Below are 22,933 nucleotides of genomic sequence, written 5' to 3'. Positions count from 1 at the left end.
TGACGAGGGGCGGGGAGCTTCCAGCATGCACCGTCATCCTACGAACGCGGGTTTCACCGAACGCTTGCGGCGCTGCGCATTGGCGCAGGTCGGGTGCAACCCGACTGCTCCGGTCGCATCCCGCCCACCCTGCTGGCCAGGAGCCCCGCATTCGCCAGGGTGACGAGGGGGCGGGGCGCTTCCAGCACGCACCGTCATCCCCGCGAACGCGGGCATCCACTTGAAAGCCCAGATACAGCGCGTAGGTCGGGCCCCCTCAGGCAACGGCTCACAGCCCGAAGCGATTGGCCTCCTCGCGCAAGGTACTGGCCAGGGTGAGGAAGCCCTCGTAGAGCAGCTGGTCGTTGCTGGAGGCGTTGCTGACGCTGGCGCGGACGAACTGCGGCACGGTGGCGCGGCCCACGGCGAAGGCCTCGGCGGCGGTGATCAGGTAGTTCTTCAGCTTCAGGTCGGCTTCGATATCGGCGGCGCGCCAGGCTTCCGGCACTTCGATCCAGAAGTGCGGGCTCTGTGGATGGGTGCGGTAGTTCAGCCCGTCCAGCAGCCGCTCCACCAGCGCCTTGCGCCGGCCGATCTCGTTGATCTGCTGGCTCAGCAGCTTCTGGGCCGTGCCGTTCTCGATCCATAGCGTCGACAGCTCCAGCGCCAGCGGCGTGGCCATCCAGCAGGTGGCGCGCAGGGCGGCGGCGATGCGGCTGACCAGCGCCGTCGGCGCGTGCAGGTAGCCCACCCGCAGCCCGGCGGCCACCGCCTTGCTCAGGCTGCTGATGAGGATGGTGCGTTCCGGCGCGTAGTGGCTCAGGGGTGGCGGGCGATCCTCCACCAGCACCGCATGGGCCTCGTCCTCGATGATCAGCAGGTTGTGCTCGCGGCACAGGCGCGCGATGGCGTCGCGGCGCTGGTGCGAGAGCACGCCGGTGGTCGGGTTCTGGATGGTCGGGGTGCAGTAGAGCGCGGTCACCCGGTTGTTGCGGCAGATCTCGTCGAGGGAGCTGGGGACCAGGCCTTCCTCGTCCATGTCGGCGCCGAGCAGCTTGATGCCGAGCATCCGCGCGAGGGTGATCAGCCCCGGGTAGGTGAGCTGCTCGGTGACCAGGATGTCCCCGGCGCGCAGCAGGCCCATCAGGGTGCAGAGCAGCCCGTGCTGGCCGCCGTTGACGCACAGCACCTGGTCGGCCTGGGGCAGGAAGTCGCCGTGGGCCAGCCAGTTCGCACCCACCTGGCGGTAGCGGGGCAGGCCGGTGTCCGGCGTGTAGCGGGTCAGGTCCTGCAGGGTCTGCGGGTCGTTGGCCAGGTCCAGCAGGCTCTGCGCCAGGAAGGCCGTCTCATGCCCCGGGATATGCATGTTGCGGCTCATGTCGTAGAGCTCCGGCGCCTCTTCGATGAAGTTGCGGAAGCCCTCGTCGCGCTTGCGCTCCAGCCCCCGCCGGCGGACGAAGGTGCCGTCGCCGACGCGGGCTATCACCAGGCCCATGCGTTCGAGTTCGGCGTAGGCGCGGCTGACGGTGCCGATGGTCACCCCCAGGCGGTCGGCCAGGTTGCGATGCGGCGGCAGCTTGGCGCCGCCTTCCAGAGTGCCCTCGAGAATCCTGATTTCCATGGCTCCGGCGAGGCGCTTGTATTTCGCGCCCTGGCCGGAATCCAGCGCTGATTTCAGAATTGACACCGTGTCAATAATTGGTTTGACAGCCATTTTTCGTCCTAATAGCCTGATTGAGCTGTGTCAATCAGTGATTGATACCCAGGTTTTAGAGGTCAATTTAGCAGCAAGGATGAATTGCCATCATGCCAATGTCCGCCGTAATTGAAAACACCGGAAAATCGCAAAAGCACTGGTTGGCCGGATTCATCACCAGCCTGCTGTTCCTCGTGGTCTGCCTGAGCTGGGGGACCACCTGGCTGGGCATCAAGATCGCCGTGGAGAGCGTGCCGCCCCTGACCTCCTCCGGCCTGCGCTTCCTCATCGCCTTCCCGCTGTTCATCTGCTTCGCCCTGATCCGTGGCGACTCGATCCTCTTCCCCCGCGAGCGGCTGGGCTTCTTCGCCTTCGTCACCCTGAGCTACTTCGGCATTCCCTACTACCTGCTGAACTACGGCGAGATGCACGTCTCCTCGGGGCTGACGGCACTGCTGTTCAGCTGCATGCCGGTGTTCATCCTGATCTTCTCGTCGCTGTTCTTGCGTGAGCGCATCTACCTGTCCCAGGTGGTGGGCATCGCCATCGGCTTCGGCAGCCTGTTCATGATCCTGCGCAGCCAGGGCCTGCGCCTGGACCACGCGGAGTTCCTCGGCGTGCTGGCGATCCTCGCCGCCGCGGTGATGCACGCGCTGTGCTACGTGATCACCAAGCAGAAGGGCGAGGGCATCAGCGTCATCACCTACAACACGCTGCCCATCGGGATCGCCGGGGCGATGCTGTTCCTCGCCGGGCTGGTGGTGGAGCAACCGGACTTCGCCCAGGTCACCACCCGCTCCTGGCTGGCGCTGACCTACCTCGGCCTGTGCGCATCGGTCGGCGGCTTCATCGTCTATTTCTTCCTGCTCAAGCGCCTGAGCCCGGTGATCCTCTCCTTCGTCTTCATCATCTTCCCGGTGTTCGCCGTGGTCATCGGCTCCTGGTACGAGGGGCAGGCCATCTCCCGCGACCTGGCGCTGTACTCGGCGATCCTGCTCGCCGGCTTCGCCATCACCAAGCTGCCCGTTGAAAAATTCCTCACGCGCAAACCCTGACAACGAGGACCACATGGACGTGATCGATCGCGACACCCTGCAGCCCATCTACCGGCACGCCTGCGAGACCTACCCCGAGGAATGCTGTGGCTTCGTCTTCGCCGATGGCCGGGTACACCTGGGCAGCAACATCCAGAACCTGCTCAACCAGCGCAGCCCCGAGGTGTTCCGGCGTGACGCCAGCACCGGCTTCACCTTCGCGGTGGCCGACACCCTGCTGCTCAACCGCAGCCTGCGCAGCGACAACCCGGTGCGGGTGATCTACCACTCGCACCCCGACGTAGGCGCCTACTTCAGCCGCGAGGACGAGGACAAGGCGCTGTTCATGGGCCAGCCCATCCATCCCGTCGCCCACCTGGTGGTGGATGTGCGTGCCGGCCAGGCCCATGGCGCCAAGTTGTTCGAATGGAGCGGGGAATCCTTCGTCTGCAGCCGGGAATACCCCGGCACCCCATAACGACCTGCATAAAAGGAGTTGGCTATGAATACGGTGATCTTCCCGGATGTACTGGCACGCGTCGCCAAATTGCCGGATGCCCGCCTGCAAGGGCAGGGCACCACGGTACGCGAGCTGGTCGAGGATATATGCAGCCGCCATGCGGGCCTGCGTGACCACCTGTTCTATGGAAACGACCAGTTCAAGGAGCACTTCCTGCTCAGCGCCAACGGCGAACTGGTGGATGGCGAAAGCCCGCTGGAGGCGGGCGTCGAGCTGGACATCATGCTGGCCACCTCCGGCGGCCTGGACAGCGATGAGCTGAGCAACGACGAGGTGCGTCGCTACGTGCGCCACATCACCCTGCCCGACGTCGGTCGCCAGGGCCAGTTGCGCCTGAAGAAATCGCGGGTGCTGATCATCGGCACCGGCGGCCTGGGCTCCCCGGTGAGCCTGTACCTCGCCGCCGCCGGTATCGGCACCCTCGGGCTGGTGGACTTCGACCGCGTCGAGGCCAGCAACCTGCAGCGCCAGGTGGTGCACGGCACCAGCACCCTGGGCCTGCCCAAGGTCGAGTCGGCGCGCCGCCGCCTGCTGGACCTCAACCCCGACATCCGCATCGACGCCCATGACTGCGCCCTGACCCCCGACAACGCCCTCAAGCTGGTGGGCGACTACGACCTGGTGGTGGACGGCACCGACAACTTCGCCACCCGCTACCTGGTCAACGACGCCTGCGTGCTGCTGGGCCGGCCGCTGGTGTACGGCGCGCTGCACCGCTTCGACGGTCAGATCAGCGTGTTCAACCACAAGGAAGGCCCCTGCTACCGCTGCCTGTTCCCCAAGAGCCCGCCGGCCGAACTCGCGCCCAACTGCAGCGCGGGCGGCGTGATCGGCGTGCTGCCCGGCGTGGTCGGGCTGCTCCAGGCCACCGAGGCGGTGAAGCTGATCCTCGGCATCGGCGAGCCCCTGGTGGGCCGGTTGATGCGTTTCGACGCCCTGGCGATGAAGTTCAACGAGGTGCGCTTCAAGCGCCGTGCCGACTGCCCCTCCTGCTCGCCCGGGCGCACCTGCATGCAGCCGCTGCAAGAGGAGGTTTCGGCATGCACATCCAGCATCCCTGCGTCCAGTTCGCTGCCGGCCGACTTCCGCATCACCGCGCTGGAGCTGCAGCAACTGCTCGCCCGTGGCGCCGACCTGCAACTGCTGGACGTGCGTGAACCCAACGAGCTGGAGGTGTGCCGCCTGCCGGGCAGCCTGAACCTGCCGCTGGGCGAGCTGGACGCCCGCCTCGACGAGCTGGATCGCCAGCGCACCCTGTGCATCGTCTGCTACGGCGGCACCCGCGCCGAGCGCGCGGCCCAGCTGCTGCTCGGCGCCGGCTTCAACGAACTCCAGGTGCTGCAGGGCGGCATCAAGGCCTGGGCACGGGATGTCGACACCGACATGCCGCTGTACTGAGGAGGCGCGAGATGATCCACGAATCCCTGCTCCAGGCCATCGGCGAGACCCCCGTGGTGCGCCTGGCCGCCTTCAGTGCCGAGACCGGGCTTGAGGTGTACGCCAAGCTGGAGTCGCTCAACCCCGGCGGCAGCCACAAGGCGCGCATCGCCCTGGGCATGGTTCGCGACGCCGAGGCCCGGGGCATCCTCGTGCCCGGCAGCGGCCAGACCATCATCGAGCCCAGCGGTGGCAACACCGGCATCGGCCTGGCCATCGCCGGCAACATCCTCGGCTACCGCGTGGTCCTGGTGATCCCCGACAACTACAGCCCCGAGAAACAGAAGGTGCTGCGCCTCTACGGCGCCGAGGTGGTGCTCTCCGACAGCCGCCTCGGCAACAACTCCCATGGCGAGAAAGCCATGGAGCTGCAACTGGAAAACCCCGGCTACGTGATGCTCAACCAGCAGCGCAACGCCGCCAACCCCGAGACCCACCGGCGCAGCACCGCGCTGGAGATCCTCCGCGACTTCGCCGATCGCCCCCTCGATTGCCTGGTGGCGGGCATCGGCACCGGCGGCCACATCACCGGCCTGGGCGAGATGCTCAAGGCCCGCTGGCCCTCGCTGCGGGTGTTCGGCGTCGAGCCGGAGCAGTGCGACCTGCTCGCCGATCGCCATGCGCCGCACGAGATCCAGGGCCTGTCCATCGGCCTGGTGCCGAGCATCCTCAACCTCGAGGTGCTCGACGGCATGCTCAAGGTGGCCAAGGCGGATTGCCTGGAGCGCGTGCGCCGCACCATGCGCAGCGATGCGGTGAGCCTGGGGCTGTCCTCGGCGGCCAACCTGGTGGCCATCGCCAGCCTGGCCGGCGAGCTGCCGCGCGGCAGCCGGGTGCTGACCCTGATCTACGACGGTGTGGACGGCTACCTGCCGCATTTCGAATAACGAGCCTGGGGAGGGCGACAGGATGTGGGGATATCTCGACAGGTTGCGGCTCTATGACGAGCTGCTCGATCAGTTGGTGCATGCACTCAAGCCGGCGGACCTGGACCTGCTCATGCCGCACCTGGACGGCATCATGGACGAGGCCGTGCAGCAGGTGGCCGAGGACCTCCAGGCCTATGCCCGGCGCGACCCCGCCACGGCCGGCCGCATCGACCTCGTGCTCGGCTCCTACGCCTCCTTCAAGGCGGTGCTGTTCCACCGCCTGGCGCACCAGGTATGGATGCGTGGCGCGGTGGAGGGGCGCGAGGCCATGGCGCACAAGCTGGCCAGCACCGGCAAGCTGCTCTCCGGCGCCGAGATCCACCCGGCTGCCCGCATCGGCAAGCGCTTCGTGCTCGACCACGGCTTCGGCACCGTGATCGGCGAGACCTGCGAGATCGGCGACGACTGCTACCTGCTCAGCGGCGTCACCCTCGGCGCCTCGGGCATCGCCGACAACCCGGGTGGCAAGCGCCATCCCCGCCTGGGCAACCAGGTGGAGGTGGGCGCCGGGGCGCGCCTGCTCGGGCCCATCAGCATCGGCGACAACGTATTCATCAGCCCCGCGTGCGTGATCACTCGCGATGTGCCGGCCAACACCAAGGTGAGCATCGTCAACCAGTTGCAGATGCAACGCGCGTCGATGTCGTCCAACTGCGGCTACCTCGGTGCCTTCGCCCTCAACGAGCGCGTGCACCTGGTGGGCGAGCTGCCCGAGAGTGGCGAGGTACTGGTGCTGGACGCCGAGCATCGGCGCTTCGGCTGCATGGCCCTGGAATGCACGGTGCAGGAGCGCAACCACCGCCAGTACCGGTTGCGCAGCATCGGCCTGGCACTGCCGGCCCCGCGCTACCCGCTGCACCTGCGGATCATCGGCCCCGATCACGACATCACCCTTCTCGACCCACCCGGGCTCAGCGCCCTGGTGCGTTCCCAGCTGCAACCCTACTTCCTGAGCATCGGAGGCTGAAATGTCCGTATTCGCCATGCACACCCGCGCCCTGTTCGACGAGGCGCCCTACCAACGCACCTTCACCGCCCGCGTTCTCGCGGTGAGTGACCAGGGCGTGGCGCTGGACCAGACGCTGTTCTATCCCACCGGCGGCGGCCAGCCGGGTGACCAGGGCCACTTCCTGCTGCCCGACGGCTCGGTGGTGGCGGTGGTCGGCACCCAGCGCGACCCCCTGTTGCGCTCGATGATCTGGCACCAGCTGGAGGAGGGTGCCGCACCGGTCGCCGCCGGTATCGAGCTGCAGGGTTGCCTGGACTGGGAGCGCCGCTACCAGCACATGAAGATGCACACCTGCCTGCACCTCCTGTGCTCGATCATCGATGCGCCGGTCACCGGTTGCAGCATCGCCGCCGACAAGGGCCGCCTGGACTTCGACCTGCCGGAGTCGACCCTGGACAAGGAGCGCCTGACCCACGCGCTGAACGAACTGATCGAAGGCGCCCTCGACGTGCGCACCCACATGCTGCCGGCCAACGAGTACAACACCGTGCTGGAGATCACCCGCACCCAGGCCGTGGCACCGCCGGTGCTGCAGGGCATGGTGCGCGTGGTCGATATCCCCGGCGTGGACATCCAGCCCTGTGGCGGCACCCATGTGCGCAATACCCAGGAGATCGGCCAGGTGGTGTGCGACAAGATCGAGAAGAAGAGCCGCCACAACCGTCGTGTGACCTTGCGTTTCGCCTAGATGGCCTTCTATTGATGGGCCCCCGCGTTCGCGGGGGAGACGAGAGGTGGGGCGTGCAGGGCATGAGCGTCACCCTCGTCGCGAACCGGCGCGGGCGTCACCCGCTTTATGACTGGCCTGCGTTCGTGGGCTCCGTGAACCGCAATACTCCCATTCACCGTCACCCCCGCGAACGCGGGGAATCACTGGGCGGGCAGGGTGGCGCTGGCCCTCACACCCACTGGTCGCTGCGCTTGCGCTTGACCCGCAGCATGGTCGGCAGGATCAGGCCCAGGAGCAGGCCGGCGCCGGCGATGCTGCCGCCATAGACCATGTAGCGCATCAGCACCTGCTTGTTCTCGTCGCCCAGTTGCGCCTGCACTTCGCGCAACTCGGAGCGGGCCTGGTTCAGTTCGCTGTCCAGTGTCGCGCGGGCGGCCTGGGCTTCGTCGATCAGCGCCTTGCGCGAGTCCATGGTTTCCTGCATGCCTTGCACGCGGGTCTTCCAGGTCTGGTCGATGCCTTCCAGCTCCGCGCTCAGCTCGCTCACCTTCTGTTCCAGTTGCGGCAGGCGCTCGGCCTGGCCAGGGACCTGCTGCAGGTCGCGGGTGGGAATCCACACCGCGCTGCCGTTCTCGCCGCGCACCTGGCTGTAGTCGCCCTGGGTGCTCAGCAGCTCGACTTTCTGCCCGGAGACGAGGGTGCCGACGATGCGGTAGCCGTCGGTCGGGCCGCTGCGCACGTAAGTGCTCAGGCTGTCGCTGACCCAGCGCGTGGTGTCGGCCTTCTCCTCGGCCTGCGCGGGCGAGCCGAGCAACAGCAGGCCACTGAACAGGCCGGCACCGAGGGCGCGGGGGGAGAGCGAGGAAACACGGGCGAGCAGATGACGGGTCAGGGGCATGGGGCAATCTTCACATGGCAATGGAACGGAACCCGAAGTGCGGGCGTGATAAGCGCCGGCCAGGCGAGCATCGCGTTCATCGAGGGTGGAGCCTGCGCTGCTTCCGCTTTCCGGGTGGCGAATGGCCACGCCATCCACCCGGTTCGGGCCGACAGCGAACTGACAGTTCGCGACCCCGCCTAGTTCACTCATGGCCCCGCAAGCGAGACGGGTGGTCGAGCGGCAAAGGGGCATGCGGGGTAATTAGTCGAGATACAAGAGGGGGCCACGCACCACCGGGTCCTCCGTGCAGCTTCACAGAGCGCTACCCATCCTGCGGGGCGGCATTCGGATGGGTCGGGCGGCGCTCCGCGAGCGAAGCGAAACCCATCATTTCGCAGCGCGGCGATTATCCGGGTGTAGATGGCGCTTTTTTATCCACCAGCGGTGCCGGCCGGGACACAGGAGACCCCGTAGGTACGAAGCCCAGCGTCGCGAGGCCGAACATCGCACCGTTGAGCCTCGCTGCGCTCGGCACCAACCTACGGCGCGCTGCAGGTGGGTCGACGTGCTGGGTGGATGTGCCCACTCGCCCCGTAGCCCGGGCTTCACCCCGGGAGAGCAGGCCTCAATGCAGCGCCCGGGTCACCAGGTAGGTCAGCAACTGCGGGTCATCGCCCGGGTCGATGGTGCGCACCGGCTTCGGCAAGCCGTCCAGCACCGCGCTCCAGAAGGCCTGGGCGGGTTGGTCTTCGCGGTAGAAGCGCACCAGCCAATTGTGGTCGCCCTCCATCAGCACCTGGGTCGCCAGCAGGCGGCCGATGCCCTGCCTGCGGTAGCGCTTGAGGATGAACAGGTCCGCCAGCTCCAGGGCGTCGATGCCCGGCAACTCGCTGCGTTCGATCAGCAGGAACCCGGCGATGAAGCCATCCACCAGGATCAGGTTGGCGCTCCATTGCGGTTCCTGCCAGTAACGCGCCAGGTGCTCCTCGTGGATGTAGAAACGCCCGTCCGCCTCCACGTCCTCCTCCTCCCAGTCCGAGGACTCGTAGGCGTAGAACTGGTACAGGTTGCGGATCAGCTCTGCCTGCTCGGGGCCGGTCTGCAGCAGTTCGAGGGTGACGTCGTTCATGGTCGGGCATTCGTGAGGAGGAGGGCGCGGCATTCTACCCAGAGCGCCGTGCCGTGCGCCTAGGGGAAGTAGTGTTTCTGCCGCTTCAGCCATACCGGGTCGCTGGGCAGGGCATCGATGGCGTTGTCCAGCGCCGGCAGCAACTTCTCGTACCGGGCCGGCACCAGCAGTTGGCGCGGGTAGCGGTACAGCACCGGCTCGGCGACATGGATTCGTTCGCGCAGCCCGGGCTGCTGGTGCTCCTGGTAGTCCAGGGTGCGCATGCCCACCACCGTGGCGTCGATCCAGCCACGCAGCAGCCGCTCCAGGTTGGCCAGCTCGCTGTTGGCGTTCTGCCGTTCAGTCTTGCCGCTGGCCAGGACCGCCTGCAGCTCCGGGTAGGCGTGCCCACCCACCAGCCCCAGGCGCTTGCCTGCGAGGTCGTCGATACCCAGCCTGCTCACTTCCCCCTGGCTGCGTGACACCAGCAGGTTGCCGTCGTCGATGAAGGCGTGGCTCCAGCGGTAGCGGGAGGCGTCGGCGAACCAGTCCGGGCTCACGCCCACCACCAGCCCGTCGAGCTGGCCCTGCTGCAGCAACAGGTCCAGGCGCCGACGCGGGATTTCCTGCACCGTGAAACGGTAGTCGGGCATCTGCGCTTCGAGGCGCTCGGCCAGGTCGAAATACAGGCCCTGGCGGCGCCCGGCGTCCACCACGTAGGGCGGTTTCTGCTGGTAGCTGTAGAGCAGGATTTCCCTCTGTTCGGCCTGCAGCGTCGTGCAGCAGCAGAGCCAGAAGATGAACAGTATCGACCTCAAGCTACCCCCGTTGACCGGCGTCCTCGTGCATGCCGGCCCGTTGCCGCCCATGGTGTTTATGACCCCGCCGGAAAGCGTAGCGTTCGCTGGATGAACAGGCATGACCGCGTTCACGAAAGAGGCCGTCGAAGAAAAAAGCGGGAGCCCAGGCTCCCGCTTTTCATTCCAGGCCCCGCTTCAGCCCATCACTTGTTGCCGGTCAGCGCCGCGTAGCTGGTCATCAGGTTGCGATAGTCCGGGATGTGGTTGGAGCACAGGGCCGCCAGGCCTTCCACGTCGTTGCGCCAGTCGCGGTGCAGCTCGCAGGCGACGCCGAACCAGTTCATCAGTTGCGCGCCGGCCTGGCTCATGCGGTTCCACGCCGCGTCGCGGGTGATTTCGTTGAAGGTGCCGGAGGCGTCGGTCACCACGAACACTTCGAAGCCTTCCTCCAGGGCGGAGAGGGCCGGGAAGGCCACGCAGACCTCGGTCACCACGCCGGCGATGATCAGCTGCTTCTTGCCGGTGGCCTTGATCGCCTTGACGAAGTCCTCGTTGTCCCAGGCGTTGATCTGGCCCGGGCGGGCGATGTAGGGCACGTCCGGGAACAGCGCTTTCAGTTCCGGTACCAGCGGGCCGTTGGGGCCGGTTTCGAAGCTGGTGGTGAGGATGGTCGGCAGCTTGAAGAACTTGGCGAGGTCGGCCAGGGCCAGGACGTTGTTCTTGAACTTGTCCGGCTCGATGTCGCGGACCAGGGACAGCAGGCCAGCCTGGTGGTCGACCAGCAGGACGACGGCGTTGTCTTTATCGAGACGGTTGTAGGTGAAGTGGGTCATGGTGCGTTCCTCGCTTTTCGATAAGGGGTGCCGGTTTGGCGTGGGTGTTCTCTGCTTCGTTGCAGTGGCTGACTGCATGGAGGAAAGATTAAATTTGGCACCCTTGATCCGCTAGACTGCGAAAATTGCCTCTAGCGTTCTATATGGAGAACGAGCGTGGAAGACCTGAACACCCTCTACTACTTCACCCAGGTGGTGGAGCACGGCGGCTTCGCCCCCGCCGGCCGCGCGCTGGACATGCCCAAGTCCAAGCTCAGCCGGCGCATCGCGCAGCTCGAGGAGCGCCTCGGCGTGCGCCTCATCCACCGCACCAGCCGGCACTGCTCGCTCACCGAAATCGGCCAGGAGTACTACCAGCGCTGCGTGGCCATGCGCGTGGAGGCGGAAGGGGCGGCTGAGGTGATCGAGCGCAACCGTTGCGAGCCGCGCGGCCTGGTGCGCATCGCCTGCCCGACCACGCTGCTCAACTCCTGGGTCGGGCCGATGCTCACCCGCTACATGCTCAAGTACCCGCTGGTGGAGCTGTTCATCGAGAGCACCAACCGCCGGGTGGACCTGCTCCACGAAGGCTTCGACATCGCCCTGCGGGTGCGCTTCCCGCCGCTGGAAAACACCGACATGGTGATTAAGGTGCTCGCCGACAGCACCCAGTGCCTGGTGGGCCGGCCGGACTTCCTCACCCGGTTGCCGGCAGGCTTCGCGCCGGAGGAGCTGGGCCGCCTGCCGAGCCTGCACTGGGGGGGGGCGCAGCGGGACTACCAGTGGGAACTGTTCGGCCCGGACGGGGCGCGGCTGACCATCCCGCATCGCCCGCGCATGGTCACCGATGACCTGCTGGCGCTGCGCAACGGCGTGCTGGGCGGGGTCGGCATCGCCCACCTGCCACGGGTAGCGGTGCGTGAAGACCTGGCCAACGGCACGCTGGTGGAGATGCTGCCGGGCTTCTCGCCCAAGTGCGGCATCGTCCACGCCATCTTCCCGTCGCGGCGCGGGCTGTTGCCCTCGGTGCGCTCGTTGATCGACTTCCTCGGCGAAGAGTTCGCCGGCAGCGACATGGCCTGAGAGGGGCCGGGCGGGAGCGGTGGGCTGAAGCGGAGCGCTGCCCGGCCCACCCTACGCCCACCCGGGGAGGGGAGCTGGCGTCAGCCGAACTCCTCCATGCTGGCGCGCACCTCTTCCAGGGCGTTGCCCAACAACTGCTCCAGCGGCTCGCCCGGGATGCCGTCGCGCAGCATGGCCTTGAGCGCCTGACTGGCGCTGGCGAAATCGTCCTGGTGGTAATAGAGGCTGCCGAAGCGGCCGTCGCGGTCGAAGAACAGGAAGTGGGCGCCTTCGAGAATGTCCGCCACCCTGTACCAGCCGTAGCCGATGAAGCGCTCATTCAGCGCCGCGATCTCCTCCGCGCCGAAGTGGCGGCCCGCGTCGAACTCCGGGCGATCCCCACCCCAATGGGCGCGTATCACGTCGATGATCCCGGCCGAGCCGCCTTGCTCACGCAGCCAGTCCGCCAGCTCGGCGGGGGCGGGAATCCAGAAGCAGTGGGACTCGGACTCGGTCTGGTTCTTCAGTGCGCCGAGGGTGCGGTAGAAGCCTTGCAGCTCCGCCGGCAGCGGGCCGGTGAGGGCGGCCAGCTGCTCGATATCCTCCTCCGACGCGGGGCCTTCGGTGTAGAGCTCGTCCTCTTCCCCGTTGATCTCGAGGTAGGTCTGGTTATAGGCGTCGATGCCGTCGCGGAGGGTGTCCATGCTGTCGTCCGATCTGTTGGCTAAGCCCCGTGGGGCGGATGGCGGCACCTTAGCCGAATGCCTTGAAGGCATTGTGAAACCAGTGCGCGTTTGCGTGATCCGGTGGTCGGCCCAATCCACTCCCACCGCTCGGATGGGTAGAGCGAAGCGAAACCCATGCTGCAATGGGGGATCACTCCGCGCTCCCTAGGCGAATGAATTCGCCCCTACGGGTATTCGGCCTGTACTACCAGTCGGTGAAGGGCATCCGCTTCCAGCTCGGCTCATCGCTGAGTGCCGGGTCGTCCCGGCTGGCGAGGAAGACCGGCAGATCCTGCCGGGCGATCCAGATATCCCCCTGCCATTTCAGAATGCCGATCCGCTGATTGGCCCAGCTCATATGGGCCCTCCGTGGCGTCGCCTCGGCGTCGCGGTGGCGGTCGTACAGCGCTGGTACGACTTCCTCGCTGAGCCAGCGGCTGATACAGCGGTGTTCCGGATGGGCGAAGCGATACAGCAGCCGGTACGCACCGGCCTCGCTGATGGCAATCACCTCTTCGCTACCACCGCTCGCATGCCGCAGCACGACGGCACGGCGCTGGTGCGGGTCCACCAGGCGTGGCATCCGGTTAGGGCGCAGCGCGCCGATGAGGCGGGCGAAATCGATCGCGACCAGCCAGGGCTGGTTGTCGATCATAACGGTGCGCAGGAAAAGGTTGTGGCGTTGGAAAACGATGGGGGTGTATGCGTCGTGCATGGTGGAACTCCTACTAGAACCCAAGAGCTGCCACCCGCGTCGCCAAACGAGGGTGGCAGACCACGCGGGGTTGGCGAACCGGCTAGTAGGAACCGGCAGACCCGGGGGTCTCCCCGCGCGATCTGCCATAACGCAGAGCAGTGCATGACTGCATGCGTGCGGGGGCCTGCAAAAACATTCGCCGTTCTCGCAAGCACCTCGGCGCTATCGCGCCTACTAACTTCGGGTCGCCAAACCCGGCCACGGGATTGACCGTGGCCGGGGGAGGATAGAGCTAAGGAGTTGTTAGGGCAACCAACATGCTAATCGCGTTGCTTGGTTGGTCGGTTAAAGCCTCAAAGCGTCTGTCCAGTCCTTGTTCTGCAGGTGCGGAGAGTTGCATGTCACGGCTTTTTCTATGGCTTTACTGTCACCTTTAACTAGCTTGTGTATCTCGCTCATGAGCGATCTAAAAGCTGATTTTCCGTGGCACTGCTGTATGGATAACGGCGTTCTTCCATCTTTCGGTAGGAAGTGCTTGTCGCTGGGTGGGATGTCAGGAATTCCAGCCCCTTTCCTAAGTGATTTTTTGTTTTTCATTCTATCTGAATCATAAAGCCGTTCTTTTATCACCGCTCTTGCTGATCTTATTTTTCCAATAATGTCATCTCGACTTAATGCTAGGGCTTCTGTCGTCGCTTTTTCTATTATCTCCGGATTGGCGATTTTCTTAAGGGCCGTTTCCAAATGTCTCGGGTCTATGAATGAGTGCTCTATATCATTGCCGTGAGTGAAGATTTCGTGAATGGAATCAGTCTCTTCAGATTTTAACCATGCGTCAAATATAAGTTTTTCGAATTTTATTTCGCTGTCCGTTCTGAAGTCTCTATCTCTGTGAATTACTATTTTTGCGTCTGGGCGCAAGGTTCTTAATATTAAGGCTAGTTGTCTTGCTCCTTGGAGATTGTTGCAGCCGTTATAGGAGATTGCTGCAATGTTTTCCTTGGTGTTTGCGGCGGCAAGGAGCTTAACCAGTCTTGTGTCTTTGTCTTCGGTAAGAAGGATTATTTTATTTCGAGGATAAAAAGCTTCTGCTCCTAGGTTAAGGGCGCCAAGCTCCATAAGTATGGGGATTGCTGGTTGTTGGCCTGGGTTGACTTTTACTTCTTTTCCTTCGCTTAGCCAAACGACCGAAGCATTCTCATCATGCTGTAGTAACTGGATTAGCTGTGGGGAGTGTGTGGCTAGGAGAATTCTAGTGTTCGTATTGTCGGTAAGAGCTTTAAGCGCAGAGTGGAGTCGAGTTTGGCTATCTGCATGGAGATGCGCATCCGGCTCATCAAGAAGCAAGAGTGGTGGGTTGTAAAAACACGCATAGGCAAGAATCTGAATGACTTGCAGCATTCCGGTTGAAGCCATGTCCAGCGTGAAATAGCTGTCAAGATAGTAGACATTTATGTTTATGTACCTGTCTCTGTTCTTGTTGTGTGTGATGTATAGTCGTGCCCCCGAATAACACTCATCAAGTAGTTTGGAGAATAACTTCCATGAGGATTTTTCTGGTAGGCCATCTAGGTCTATCGACTCGTTGTTCCATTTTTCGATGTTGTTTTCATCAAGATCCTGAGTGAATAGGTGATCAAGGAGAGTGCGTAGGTAGAGATTTGCATCTCCGTGCATGGCCGCTGCATCCAAGGCCCCTTTAGTTCTCCACTCCTCTTTTATTGGTATGCCTGATAGCCCTGGTGTGAGTATGGAGAATGGTTTTTTTTGATTCCCAATTCCTGGCATTAAACTGAGGTCGCCCTCGTGGTCTAGGGCGAGGTTGGCGTTTTTGCCTCGGCTGATATGTACACTTAACTGTGATGTTTTTTCTTTCTCATCTTCTGTGGTGATCGTGCATTCGAAGCCTAATTTAAATGACTTGGTCTGGCTGGCAGGCTCTTTGTATCGCAAGTCCAATATTGTTGCGGTCGGTCTATAGATAATGTCTTCGTTGGCTAGTGTTTTGAATACGTCAACGGTTCCGGTTCTCTTGACAGACTTAAAACTGGCTTGGCATATCGCGGTATAGAGTTGGGCGGCCTGGAGGATGCTGCTTTTGCCACTTGCGTTCCCGCCCACAATGGCTGTAATTGGTTTTACTGATATTGTTTGTCTTTCTATTTTTTTAAAATTCTCAATTATTATTTTTTCTAGTCGAATTCCTTTCATGGACGCTCCTTCAATTTGCTTCGTTATTCGGGTGGGCTGGTTTATGGCTAGATATGTTCTTTTTTTCCAAAAAAAAGGGCCCTTCCGGGCCCGTTTTCGTGTCACTTAGATAGGAACTTCATTCCCTCTTCCAGCCCGCTCAACGTCAGCGGGTACATCTGGTCCTCGATCAGCTCGCGCATGATGTTGGTCGAGGCGGTGTAGTTCCAGGTGTCCTTGGGGTAGGGGTTGATCCAGATGAGCTTCTTGTACTTCTCCATGAAGCGCTTGATCCACACGTAGCCCGGCTCCTCGTTCCAGTGCTCGACGCTGCCGCCGGCCTGGGTGATTTCGTAGGGGGCCATGGCGGCGTCGCCGACGAACACCACCTTGTAGTCCGGGCCGTACTTGTGCAGCAGGTCCAGGGTGGAGGTGCGTTCGGAGGTGCGGCGCAGGTTGTTCTTCCACACCGATTCGTACACGCAGTTGTGGAAGTAGAAGTACTCGAGGTGCTTGAACTCGGTCTTGCAGGCGGAGAAGAGTTCCTCGCAGACCTTCACGTGGGCGTCCATGGAGCCGCCGATGTCCAGCAGCAGCAGGAGCTTCACGCTGTTGCGGCGTTCGGGGCGCATCTGGATGTTGAGCAGGCCGGCATCGCGTGCGGTGTGGTCGATGGTGCCGTCCAGGTCGAGTTCGTCCTGGGCGCCCTGGCGGGCGAACTTGCGCAGGCGGCGCAGGGCGACCTTGATGTTGCGGGTGCCCAGCTCCACCTGGTCGTCGAGGTTCTTGTACTCGCGCTGGTCCCACACCTTGGCGGCCTTGCCCTGGCGCTTGCCGGCGTCGCCGACGCGGATGCCCTCGGGGTTGAAGCCGCCGGAGCCGAAGGGGCTGGTGCCACCGGTGCCGATCCACTTGTTGCCGCCGGCGTGGCGTTCCTTCTGTTCTTCCAGGCGCTTCTTGAACTCTTCGATGAGCTTGTCCAGGCCACCGAGGGACTGGATCTGCGCGCGCTCCTCGTCGGTCAGCATGCGCTCGAACTCCTTGCGCAGCCATTCCTCGGGGATCAACGCCTCGATGTGCTGGTTGAGGTTTTCCAGGCCCTTGAAGTAGGCGCCGAAGGCCCGGTCGAACTTGTCGAAATGGCGCTCGTCCTTGACCAGGATGGTGCGCGACAGGAAGTAGAACTCGTCCATGTCGGCGAACACCACGTTGTGCTTCAGCGCGTTGATCAGGTCCAGCAGCTCGCGGACGGAGACCGGCACCTTGGCCGCGCGCATTTCGTTGAACAGGTTGAGCAGCATGGCTGCGCCCTCTTGCTGGTTGGCCTCAGGAACGGGGTTCCCGGGGCAGGCCGTCGGCTATGGCGTACCAGTCGGCCTTGGATTCGGGGTAGATGTGTTTCTGCGGGATCTCGCCAAGGGGCGAGTCCAGCGTGCCCAGGGCGATCGACACCCAGTTGGGGTGGGCCTTGTCGCTGTACCACTGCAGGGTGGCGCCGCACTGCCGGCAGAAGCTGCGGGTGACGCCGGGGCTGGAGTGATAACGGGTCACCAGGTCCTCGCCCGCGGTCCAGCGGAAGCTGCTCCAGCGCACGTTGCCGTAGGTGGCGAACGCGGCGCCATGGCCCTTGCGGCACTGGCTGCAATGGCAATGGGTGGCGGATTCGATGGGCGCGTCGACCTGGTACTTCACCGCGCCGCACAGGCAGCTGCCGTTATGCATCCTGACCTCTGGCTACGGGTGGAGGCGCCCCTCCGGGACAGGAGGGGCGGCCGGGGTCAGCGGCTGGCGCGACGGCTCATGAACGCCAGGCGTTCGAGCAGCTGTACGTCCTGCTCGTTCTTCACCAGGGCGCCGGCCAGGGGCGGGATGGCCTTGGTGGGGTCGCGCTCGCGCAGCACGGCTTCGCCGATGTTGTCGGCCATCAGCAGCTTCAGCCAGTCGACCAGCTCGCTGGTGGAGGGCTTCTTCTTCAGGCCCGGCACCTTGCGCACGTCGAAGAACACGTCCAGCGCCTCGGCGACCAGGTCCTTCTTGATGTTGGGGTAGTGCACATCGACGATCTTCTGCAGGGTCTCGCGATCCGGGAAGGCGATGTAGTGGAAGAAGCAGCGGCGCAGGAAGGCGTCCGGCAGTTCCTTCTCGTTGTTGGAGGTGATGATGATGATCGGGCGCTGCTTGGCCTTGATCGTTTCGTTGGTCTCGTAGACGTAGAACTCCATCTTGTCGAGTTCCTGCAACAGGTCGTTGGGGAACTCGATGTCGGCCTTGTCGATCTCGTCGATCAGCAGGATCACGCGCTCCTCGGACTCGAACGCCTCCCACAGCTTGCCTTTCTTGATGTAGTTGCGAACGTCGTGGACCTTCTCGGAGTTCAGCTGCGAGTCGCGCAGGCGGCTGACCGCGTCGTACTCATACAGGCCCTGGTGCGCCTTGGTGGTGGACTTGATGTGCCAGGTGATCAGGCGGGCACCGAAGGATTCGGCCAGTTGCTCGGCGAGCATGGTCTTGCCGGTGCCCGGCTCGCCCTTGACCAGCAGCGGGCGTTGCAGGGTGATGGCGGCGTTGACCGCGAGCTTGAGGTCGTCGGTGGCGACGTAGGACTGGGTGCCTTCGAACTTCATCAGGGAATCCTCGAACGGTAACGCCCGGCTCGGCCGGGGCCTTCGGTATTTACGGAAAAGCCGACTATAACGCGCGGCCCGGCGCACTGTGAACGCAGACGGGGCATTCAGTCACTGAATGGGCGGTCACTCTTCTTCCAGCCTAGACACTCCCGGCCCGGCGCGTACCCCGACCTGCGATGGGCGGTGGCTCAAGCACGGGCCTGGCAGGTGGGCGGCTGTCACCTTCGGCAACAGGCTGGCCTGCCCTCTGGGAGCGGATTCATCGGCGAGGGGGGCCGGCCGTCAGTCGTTCTTCTCCGGCGGCGGGCGTTCGAAGCGGGTGGTGAAGGCTTCGATGAAGGCGTTGCGCAGGATCGACAGGAAGGCCTGGAAGGCGCTGATGTCCTGGCGATGCACGTTGCCGCTGAGTTCCACGCGGGTGGCGAACTGGTCGCGCTGCTGGTTCTTCAGCACCGTCTCGCCGCCGCCGACCAGGACCTCCCACAAGGAACGGAGGAAACCCTTGTCGTCGTTCTCCACGTCCTGCTCCCAGTCGAAGACATCGACGTTGCGCAGCAGCGGCTTGATGTAGCCGCTGAGCTGGGCGTTATCGGCACGGGCCTCGATCACCAGGTCGCCGCTGCCGGCCTTGAAGTCGAACTTGCCGTAGGCGCGGGAGAAGTCGTTGAGCCGGGGCAGGTCGACGTCGCGGGCGCGCAGGCGCAGCTCGAAATCCTCGAAGTTCTTGAACGGGTCGAAGCGTGCCTCCACCTCCAGCGGCGCGTGGCCGAGCAGTTGCGCCCGCCCCTCGAAGCGCGCCACGCGCTCGCCACTGTCGTCGGCGACGTTGGTCAGGTTGTAGAGGCTGGCGTTCACCTCGCTGGCGTCGATGTCCACCTTGGGCGTCGAGCTGAAGTTGTGGAAGGCGATGCGGCCGTTGACCACGCGCACCTCGTCGAGGGTGATGGGCAGCAGCTTGTTCAACTGGTCGCGCCAGTCGGTGCCGGCACCGGTCTGCGAGTCCTGCTTGTTCTTGCCGCCGTCGACGAAGTTCACCTCCGGCGCCTCGAAGATCACCCGTGCCACCACGCTGTGGTCGTACCAGAGCGAGTGCCAGCTCACCGCCAGGTCGATGCCCGGGGCATCCAGCAGCGGCACCGGGATCGCGCCGTCGGCCTTGACGATGGACAGGCCGTTGATGCGATAGGCGCCGCGCCACCAGGCCAGGTCGACATCGGCGATATGACCGCGGTACTCGCCCATGTCGGCGAGCTTGCCGTTGAGGTAGTCGCGGATCAGCCAAGGCAGCGCGAAGTGCGCCACCACCAGCAGCAGGACGAGGGTGAGGAGCGCCCCGAGGGGCAGGCTGTAGCGTCTTTTCATGGGGGCATCCGCCGGGGGCGATTCTCTTTCATGGACTGCCGCCCACTGCAATGAGTTCGGCTGGACTGCACTGGCGCGCGGGCATAGGCTGGTCGCTTTTCAACCGCCCGCCACCTCTAAGGACAGGCCCATGACCCGTATCTATGCAGACAACTCCAAAGCCATCGGCAATACGCCCCTGGTGATGGTCAACCGGCTCGGCCCGAAGGGCGTGACCATCCTCGCCAAGGTCGAGGGGCGCAACCCCGCCTATTCGGTGAAGTGCCGCATCGGCGCAAACATGATCTGGGACGCCGAGGAGCATGGGCGCCTGCGCCCCGGCATGACCCTGGTGGAGCCCACCTCCGGCAACACCGGCATCGGCCTGGCCTTCGTCGCCGCCGCTCGTGGCTACAAGCTGATCCTCACCATGCCGTCCTCCATGAGCCTGGAGCGTCGCAAGGTGCTCAAGGCGCTCGGCGCCGAGCTGGTGCTCACCGAGCCGGCCAAGGGCATGAAAGGGGCCATCGAGAAGGCCGCCGAGATCGCCGCCGGCAACCCCGAGCAGTACCTGCTGCTGCAACAGTTCGAGAACCCGGCCAACCCGGCCATCCACGAGAAGACCACCGGCCCTGAGATCTGGAACGACACCGACGGCGCGGTGGACGTGCTGGTGGCGGGCGTCGGCACCGGCGGCACCATCACCGGCGTGTCGCGCTACATCAAGCAGCAGTGCAACAAGCCGATCCTCTCGGTGGCGGTCGAGCCGGTCACCTCGCCGGTGATCAGCCAGACCCTGGCCGGCGAAGAGGTCAAGCCCAGCCCGCACAAGATCCAGGGCATAGGCGCGGGCTTCGTGCCGAAGAACCTCGACCTGTCCATCGTCGACCGCGTCGAGCAGATCACCGACGACGAGTCCAAGGCGATGGCCCTGCGCCTGATGCGCGAGGAAGGCATCCTCTGCGGCATCTCCGGCGGCGCCGCCATGGCCGTCGCCGTGCGCCTGGCGGAGAAGCCGGAGATGCAGGGCAAGACCCTCGTCGTCATCCTCCCCGACTCCGGCGAGCGCTACCTCTCCACCATGCTCTTCGACGGCCTGTTCACCGAGCAGGAACTGCAGCAGTAAGGCCTGCCAGCATGCCCCCGGCTCGCTGGGGGCATGCGCACTTGTGGGAGCGAATTCATTCGCGAAATCCCGGCGCCGATGTGCCGGGTTTCACGCCGAACCGGTAGGGCGGGTACAACCCGCGTAGGGGCGAATTCATTCGCCCAGCCAGGCCACCGGTGCACACCCGCATCCCACCCGGCACAAACCCTCCTTGGTGGGAGCGAATTCATTCGCGATGGGGCTGGCACCTATCCACCAGGTTTCCCTTGTAGGGGCGAATTCATTCGCCCAGCCAGGCCACCGGCGCACACCCGCATCCCACCCGGCACAAGTCCTCCTTGGTGGGAGCGAATTCATTCGCGATGGGGCTGGCACCGATCCGCCAGGTTTCCCTTGTAGGGGCGAATTCATTCGCCCGGGAACGCGGAGCGGTCCCCGGCAGCATGGGCTTCGCTCCGCTCTACGCCATCCTACAAAGCCGCTTCCCGCTTCCCGCTTCCCGCTTCTAGCTTCTAACTTCTAGCTTCCAGCTGCCTTCGCCTCATAACTCCCCGACTCATAGCTGACCCCGTGCCTCACCCGTGGCGGCTCCTCGCCTTCGTGGAGCATGGTCACGTTGTCGATGATCGCCTTGTCGGCGATGGTCAGGCGGTCGAGCATGCGCAGGTGCTGCAGCCAGTTGTCCACCAGGAGGATTTCCTGCCAGTTCTCCTGGTCGCTGGTGTCGCGGTACAGCGCCCAGCGGTCGGCGCCGTTGCGCAGGCGCAGGCGGCGGAGGATCTGCATGGCGCGGACGAAGTCGCGGGTGCGCTCCACCGGGATGCGGTATTCGATGGTCACCAGCACCGAGCCCCGGCCGGGGTTGAAGACGAAGGTGGGCTGGCCGGGCAGGGTGGTCACCGCATGGGCGATGCTGGTGGCGTCCAGCTCCGGCAGGCGCGACTGATAGAGCAGGAAGGCGCAGGCGATCATCAGGCAGCCGGCGGCGAACAGCGCGCCCTTCACCCCCATGGTTTCCGCCAGGTGGCCCCAGAGGAACGAGCCCAGCGCCAGGCCGCCGTAGAGCGCCGTCTGGTACAGCGCCAGGGCGCGCGCCTTGACCCAGTCCGGCACCAGGATCTGCACCGCCGAGTTGTAGCTGGCCACCGCCGCGATCCAGCAGGCGCCGCCCAGCACCAGCGCCGGGAAGATCACCCAGAGGCTGTCCAGCGAGCCCAGCGCCAGCAGCACCAGGCCCAGCAGCAGGCCGGCGAAGCTGATCAGGCGACTGGTGCCGACGCCCCGTCGCGCCAGGTTCACCCCCAGGCTGCCGAGGATCGCCCCCACGCCCAGGGCGCCGAGCATGTAGCCGTACACCGCCGCGTCGCCATCCGGGTTGCGGTGCGCCAGCAGCGGCAGCAGCGCCCACACGGCGGAGGCGGAGATGCCGAAGGAGAACGAGCGCAGCATCACCAGGCGGGTGACGCTGGAGTACTGGGTGAAGCGCAGCGCGGCGACCACGCCCTCCATCAGCCGCTCCGGCGGCAGGCTGCGCACCGGCAGCTCCCGGCGCCAGCGCCAGATGGCCCAGATCAGCCCCAGGTAGCACAGGCAGTTGAACAGAAAGACCCAGGCCGGCCCCACCGCGCTGAGCATCAGCCCGCCTATGGCCGGGCCGGCGGCGCGCGCGACGTTGTAGTTGACGCTGTTGAGCAGCACCGCATCGCCCACCATCTTCGCCGGCACCTGCTCGTTCACCGCCGCCTGCCAGGCCGGGATCGTGATGGAGCCGCCGATGGAGATCCACAGGATCGAGACGATCAGCAGCAGCGGGTCCAGGTAGCCGAAGAAGGCCATGGCGGTGAGGAAGGTCGCGCCGCTCATCTCGAAGGCCAGGCCCGCCATCATGATCTTGCGCCGGTCGTGGTTGTCGGCCAGCACCCCGGACATGATCGACAGCAGCACCAGCGGCAACGCGGCGGCGACCTGGATCATCGCCACCGTCGGCGGGCTGGCATGGGCCTCGGTCACCACCCAGGCGGCGGCCACCGACTGCGCCCAGGTGCCCAGGTTGGCGAACAGGTTGGCGATCCAGATGATGCGGAACGCGGTGATGGTGAAGGGGCTGAACAGGCCGCTCTTGGGCGGCTCCTCGGATTCGGGTGTGCGCGGCAGGTCGTTCTTCGGCGATACGGACTGGAGCATGCGGGGTTCCTTGCGATGCCGGACCGGGCCATGGGCGCCGGTCCCTGGTTACCGCGCAAGTGTAGACACCACCCCGGCGGGCAAAGGCCGGATCGGCGGTTTTCGCCAGTGGCGTTCTTCCTCGC

At 64.6% G+C, this 22,933-nt stretch carries 19 protein-coding genes and 1 pseudogene; 7 read left to right on the top strand and 13 right to left on the bottom strand.

Going from position 1 to position 22,933, the window contains the following annotated elements; all coding sequences use genetic code 11:
* Positions 1 to 268: 268 nt before the first annotated feature.
* Complete coding sequence (locus HSX14_RS20480; protein ID WP_173178032.1) at positions 269 to 1,693, bottom strand: aminotransferase-like domain-containing protein; 1,425 nt, start codon at positions 1,691 to 1,693, stop codon at positions 269 to 271.
* A 98-nt stretch (positions 1,694 to 1,791) separates the two neighbouring features.
* On the opposite strand from HSX14_RS20480, the gene HSX14_RS20475 reads away from it, so the two are divergent.
* From HSX14_RS20475 to HSX14_RS20455, 5 genes and pseudogenes are all read left to right on the top strand, one after another.
* Positions 1,792 to 2,730, top strand: a complete 939-nt coding sequence (locus HSX14_RS20475) for a DMT family transporter (RefSeq protein WP_373874761.1) — start codon at positions 1,792 to 1,794, stop codon at positions 2,728 to 2,730.
* A 13-nt stretch (positions 2,731 to 2,743) separates the two neighbouring features.
* Positions 2,744 to 4,627: pseudogene (gene moeB, locus HSX14_RS20470) on the top strand (molybdopterin-synthase adenylyltransferase MoeB).
* An 11-nt stretch (positions 4,628 to 4,638) separates the two neighbouring features.
* Positions 4,639 to 5,553 (top strand): PLP-dependent cysteine synthase family protein, encoded by a 915-nt coding sequence (locus HSX14_RS20465; protein WP_173178034.1) that lies wholly within the window; start codon positions 4,639 to 4,641, stop codon positions 5,551 to 5,553.
* Positions 5,554 to 5,575: 22 nt separating this feature from the next.
* Positions 5,576 to 6,562, top strand: coding sequence for a serine O-acetyltransferase (locus HSX14_RS20460; protein WP_111262099.1), 987 nt, complete (start codon positions 5,576 to 5,578; stop codon positions 6,560 to 6,562).
* Position 6,563: 1 nt separating this feature from the next.
* Positions 6,564 to 7,292 carry an alanyl-tRNA editing protein gene (locus HSX14_RS20455; RefSeq protein WP_173178035.1) on the top strand — a complete coding sequence of 243 codons (729 nt, stop codon included), beginning with the start codon at positions 6,564 to 6,566 and terminating at the stop codon, positions 7,290 to 7,292.
* A 211-nt stretch (positions 7,293 to 7,503) separates the two neighbouring features.
* On the opposite strand, the gene HSX14_RS20450 is transcribed toward HSX14_RS20455, so the two are convergent.
* The 4 genes from HSX14_RS20450 to ycaC form a co-directional block, all read right to left on the bottom strand.
* Entirely contained in the window at positions 7,504 to 8,172 is a 669-nt protein-coding gene (locus tag HSX14_RS20450) for a TIGR04211 family SH3 domain-containing protein (protein ID WP_173178036.1), read from the bottom strand.
* A gap of 607 nt (positions 8,173 to 8,779) precedes the next feature.
* Positions 8,780 to 9,283 carry a GNAT family N-acetyltransferase gene (locus HSX14_RS20445; protein WP_173178037.1) on the bottom strand — a complete coding sequence of 168 codons (504 nt, stop codon included), beginning with the start codon at positions 9,281 to 9,283 and terminating at the stop codon, positions 8,780 to 8,782.
* A gap of 59 nt (positions 9,284 to 9,342) precedes the next feature.
* On the bottom strand, positions 9,343 to 10,080 hold the full coding sequence (locus HSX14_RS20440; protein ID WP_173178038.1) for a substrate-binding periplasmic protein: 738 nt from the start codon (positions 10,078 to 10,080) through the stop codon (positions 9,343 to 9,345).
* 185 nt (positions 10,081 to 10,265) lie between these two features.
* Entirely contained in the window at positions 10,266 to 10,895 is a 630-nt protein-coding gene (gene ycaC / locus HSX14_RS20435) for an isochorismate family cysteine hydrolase YcaC (protein WP_175384276.1), read from the bottom strand.
* Positions 10,896 to 11,051: 156 nt separating this feature from the next.
* Here ycaC and HSX14_RS20430 point away from each other — a divergent pair, with 156 nt between their 5' ends.
* Complete coding sequence (locus HSX14_RS20430; protein ID WP_173178887.1) at positions 11,052 to 11,957, top strand: LysR substrate-binding domain-containing protein; 906 nt, start codon at positions 11,052 to 11,054, stop codon at positions 11,955 to 11,957.
* An 80-nt stretch (positions 11,958 to 12,037) separates the two neighbouring features.
* On the opposite strand, the gene HSX14_RS20425 is transcribed toward HSX14_RS20430, so the two are convergent.
* From HSX14_RS20425 to HSX14_RS20395, 7 genes are all read right to left on the bottom strand, one after another.
* Positions 12,038 to 12,640, bottom strand: a complete 603-nt coding sequence (locus HSX14_RS20425; protein ID WP_173178888.1) for a hypothetical protein — start codon at positions 12,638 to 12,640, stop codon at positions 12,038 to 12,040.
* Between the two features lie 226 nt (positions 12,641 to 12,866).
* Positions 12,867 to 13,376, bottom strand: coding sequence for a BRO-N domain-containing protein (locus HSX14_RS20420; protein ID WP_173178889.1), 510 nt, complete (start codon positions 13,374 to 13,376; stop codon positions 12,867 to 12,869).
* Positions 13,377 to 13,703: 327 nt separating this feature from the next.
* Positions 13,704 to 15,569, bottom strand: coding sequence for an AAA family ATPase (locus HSX14_RS20415; RefSeq protein WP_173178890.1), 1,866 nt, complete (start codon positions 15,567 to 15,569; stop codon positions 13,704 to 13,706).
* Positions 15,570 to 15,670: 101 nt separating this feature from the next.
* Positions 15,671 to 16,849, bottom strand: a complete 1,179-nt coding sequence (locus HSX14_RS20410) for a vWA domain-containing protein (RefSeq protein WP_173178891.1) — start codon at positions 16,847 to 16,849, stop codon at positions 15,671 to 15,673.
* 25 nt (positions 16,850 to 16,874) lie between these two features.
* Positions 16,875 to 17,270, bottom strand: coding sequence for a GFA family protein (locus HSX14_RS20405; protein ID WP_173178892.1), 396 nt, complete (start codon positions 17,268 to 17,270; stop codon positions 16,875 to 16,877).
* A 56-nt stretch (positions 17,271 to 17,326) separates the two neighbouring features.
* Positions 17,327 to 18,172 (bottom strand): AAA family ATPase, encoded by an 846-nt coding sequence (locus HSX14_RS20400; protein WP_173178893.1) that lies wholly within the window; start codon positions 18,170 to 18,172, stop codon positions 17,327 to 17,329.
* 285 nt (positions 18,173 to 18,457) lie between these two features.
* The gene (locus tag HSX14_RS20395) at positions 18,458 to 19,537 is read right to left on the bottom strand and encodes a DUF748 domain-containing protein (protein ID WP_173178894.1); all 1,080 of its coding nucleotides are present in this window, start codon (positions 19,535 to 19,537) and stop codon (positions 18,458 to 18,460) included.
* A gap of 130 nt (positions 19,538 to 19,667) precedes the next feature.
* Here HSX14_RS20395 and cysK point away from each other — a divergent pair, with 130 nt between their 5' ends.
* Positions 19,668 to 20,642 carry a cysteine synthase A gene (gene cysK, locus HSX14_RS20390; RefSeq protein ID WP_173178895.1) on the top strand — a complete coding sequence of 325 codons (975 nt, stop codon included), beginning with the start codon at positions 19,668 to 19,670 and terminating at the stop codon, positions 20,640 to 20,642.
* A gap of 501 nt (positions 20,643 to 21,143) precedes the next feature.
* On the opposite strand, the gene HSX14_RS20385 is transcribed toward cysK, so the two are convergent.
* Positions 21,144 to 22,808 carry an MFS transporter gene (locus HSX14_RS20385; protein ID WP_173178896.1) on the bottom strand — a complete coding sequence of 555 codons (1,665 nt, stop codon included), beginning with the start codon at positions 22,806 to 22,808 and terminating at the stop codon, positions 21,144 to 21,146.
* Positions 22,809 to 22,933 lie beyond the last annotated feature (125 nt).

The sequence above is a fragment of the Pseudomonas tohonis genome (assembly GCF_012767755.2).
Taxonomy (GTDB): Bacteria; Pseudomonadota; Gammaproteobacteria; order Pseudomonadales; family Pseudomonadaceae; genus Metapseudomonas; species Metapseudomonas tohonis.
The sequence above is the reverse complement of the archived record's forward strand: the minus strand, read 5'-3'. Positions and strand labels throughout refer to the sequence as shown.

What these genes read in the sequence shown, in the direction of transcription:
- HSX14_RS20480 (WP_173178032.1), bottom strand. Translation starts at nt 1,693, where the DNA reads ATGGCTGTCAAACCAATTATTGACACGGTGTCAATTCTGAAATCAGCG.
- HSX14_RS20475 (WP_373874761.1), top strand. Translation starts at nt 1,792, where the DNA reads ATGTCCGCCGTAATTGAAAACACCGGAAAATCGCAAAAGCACTGGTTG.
- HSX14_RS20465 (WP_173178034.1), top strand. Translation starts at nt 4,639, where the DNA reads ATGATCCACGAATCCCTGCTCCAGGCCATCGGCGAGACCCCCGTGGTG.
- HSX14_RS20460 (WP_111262099.1), top strand. Translation starts at nt 5,576, where the DNA reads ATGTGGGGATATCTCGACAGGTTGCGGCTCTATGACGAGCTGCTCGAT.
- HSX14_RS20455 (WP_173178035.1), top strand. Translation starts at nt 6,564, where the DNA reads ATGTCCGTATTCGCCATGCACACCCGCGCCCTGTTCGACGAGGCGCCC.
- HSX14_RS20450 (WP_173178036.1), bottom strand. Translation starts at nt 8,172, where the DNA reads ATGCCCCTGACCCGTCATCTGCTCGCCCGTGTTTCCTCGCTCTCCCCC.
- HSX14_RS20445 (WP_173178037.1), bottom strand. Translation starts at nt 9,283, where the DNA reads ATGAACGACGTCACCCTCGAACTGCTGCAGACCGGCCCCGAGCAGGCA.
- ycaC (WP_175384276.1), bottom strand. Translation starts at nt 10,895, where the DNA reads ATGACCCACTTCACCTACAACCGTCTCGATAAAGACAACGCCGTCGTC.
- HSX14_RS20425 (WP_173178888.1), bottom strand. Translation starts at nt 12,640, where the DNA reads ATGGACACCCTCCGCGACGGCATCGACGCCTATAACCAGACCTACCTC.
- HSX14_RS20420 (WP_173178889.1), bottom strand. Translation starts at nt 13,376, where the DNA reads ATGCACGACGCATACACCCCCATCGTTTTCCAACGCCACAACCTTTTC.
- HSX14_RS20415 (WP_173178890.1), bottom strand. Translation starts at nt 15,569, where the DNA reads ATGAAAGGAATTCGACTAGAAAAAATAATAATTGAGAATTTTAAAAAA.
- HSX14_RS20410 (WP_173178891.1), bottom strand. Translation starts at nt 16,849, where the DNA reads ATGCTGCTCAACCTGTTCAACGAAATGCGCGCGGCCAAGGTGCCGGTC.
- HSX14_RS20405 (WP_173178892.1), bottom strand. Translation starts at nt 17,270, where the DNA reads ATGCATAACGGCAGCTGCCTGTGCGGCGCGGTGAAGTACCAGGTCGAC.
- HSX14_RS20400 (WP_173178893.1), bottom strand. Translation starts at nt 18,172, where the DNA reads ATGAAGTTCGAAGGCACCCAGTCCTACGTCGCCACCGACGACCTCAAG.
- HSX14_RS20395 (WP_173178894.1), bottom strand. Translation starts at nt 19,537, where the DNA reads ATGAAAAGACGCTACAGCCTGCCCCTCGGGGCGCTCCTCACCCTCGTC.
- cysK (WP_173178895.1), top strand. Translation starts at nt 19,668, where the DNA reads ATGACCCGTATCTATGCAGACAACTCCAAAGCCATCGGCAATACGCCC.
- HSX14_RS20385 (WP_173178896.1), bottom strand. Translation starts at nt 22,808, where the DNA reads ATGCTCCAGTCCGTATCGCCGAAGAACGACCTGCCGCGCACACCCGAA.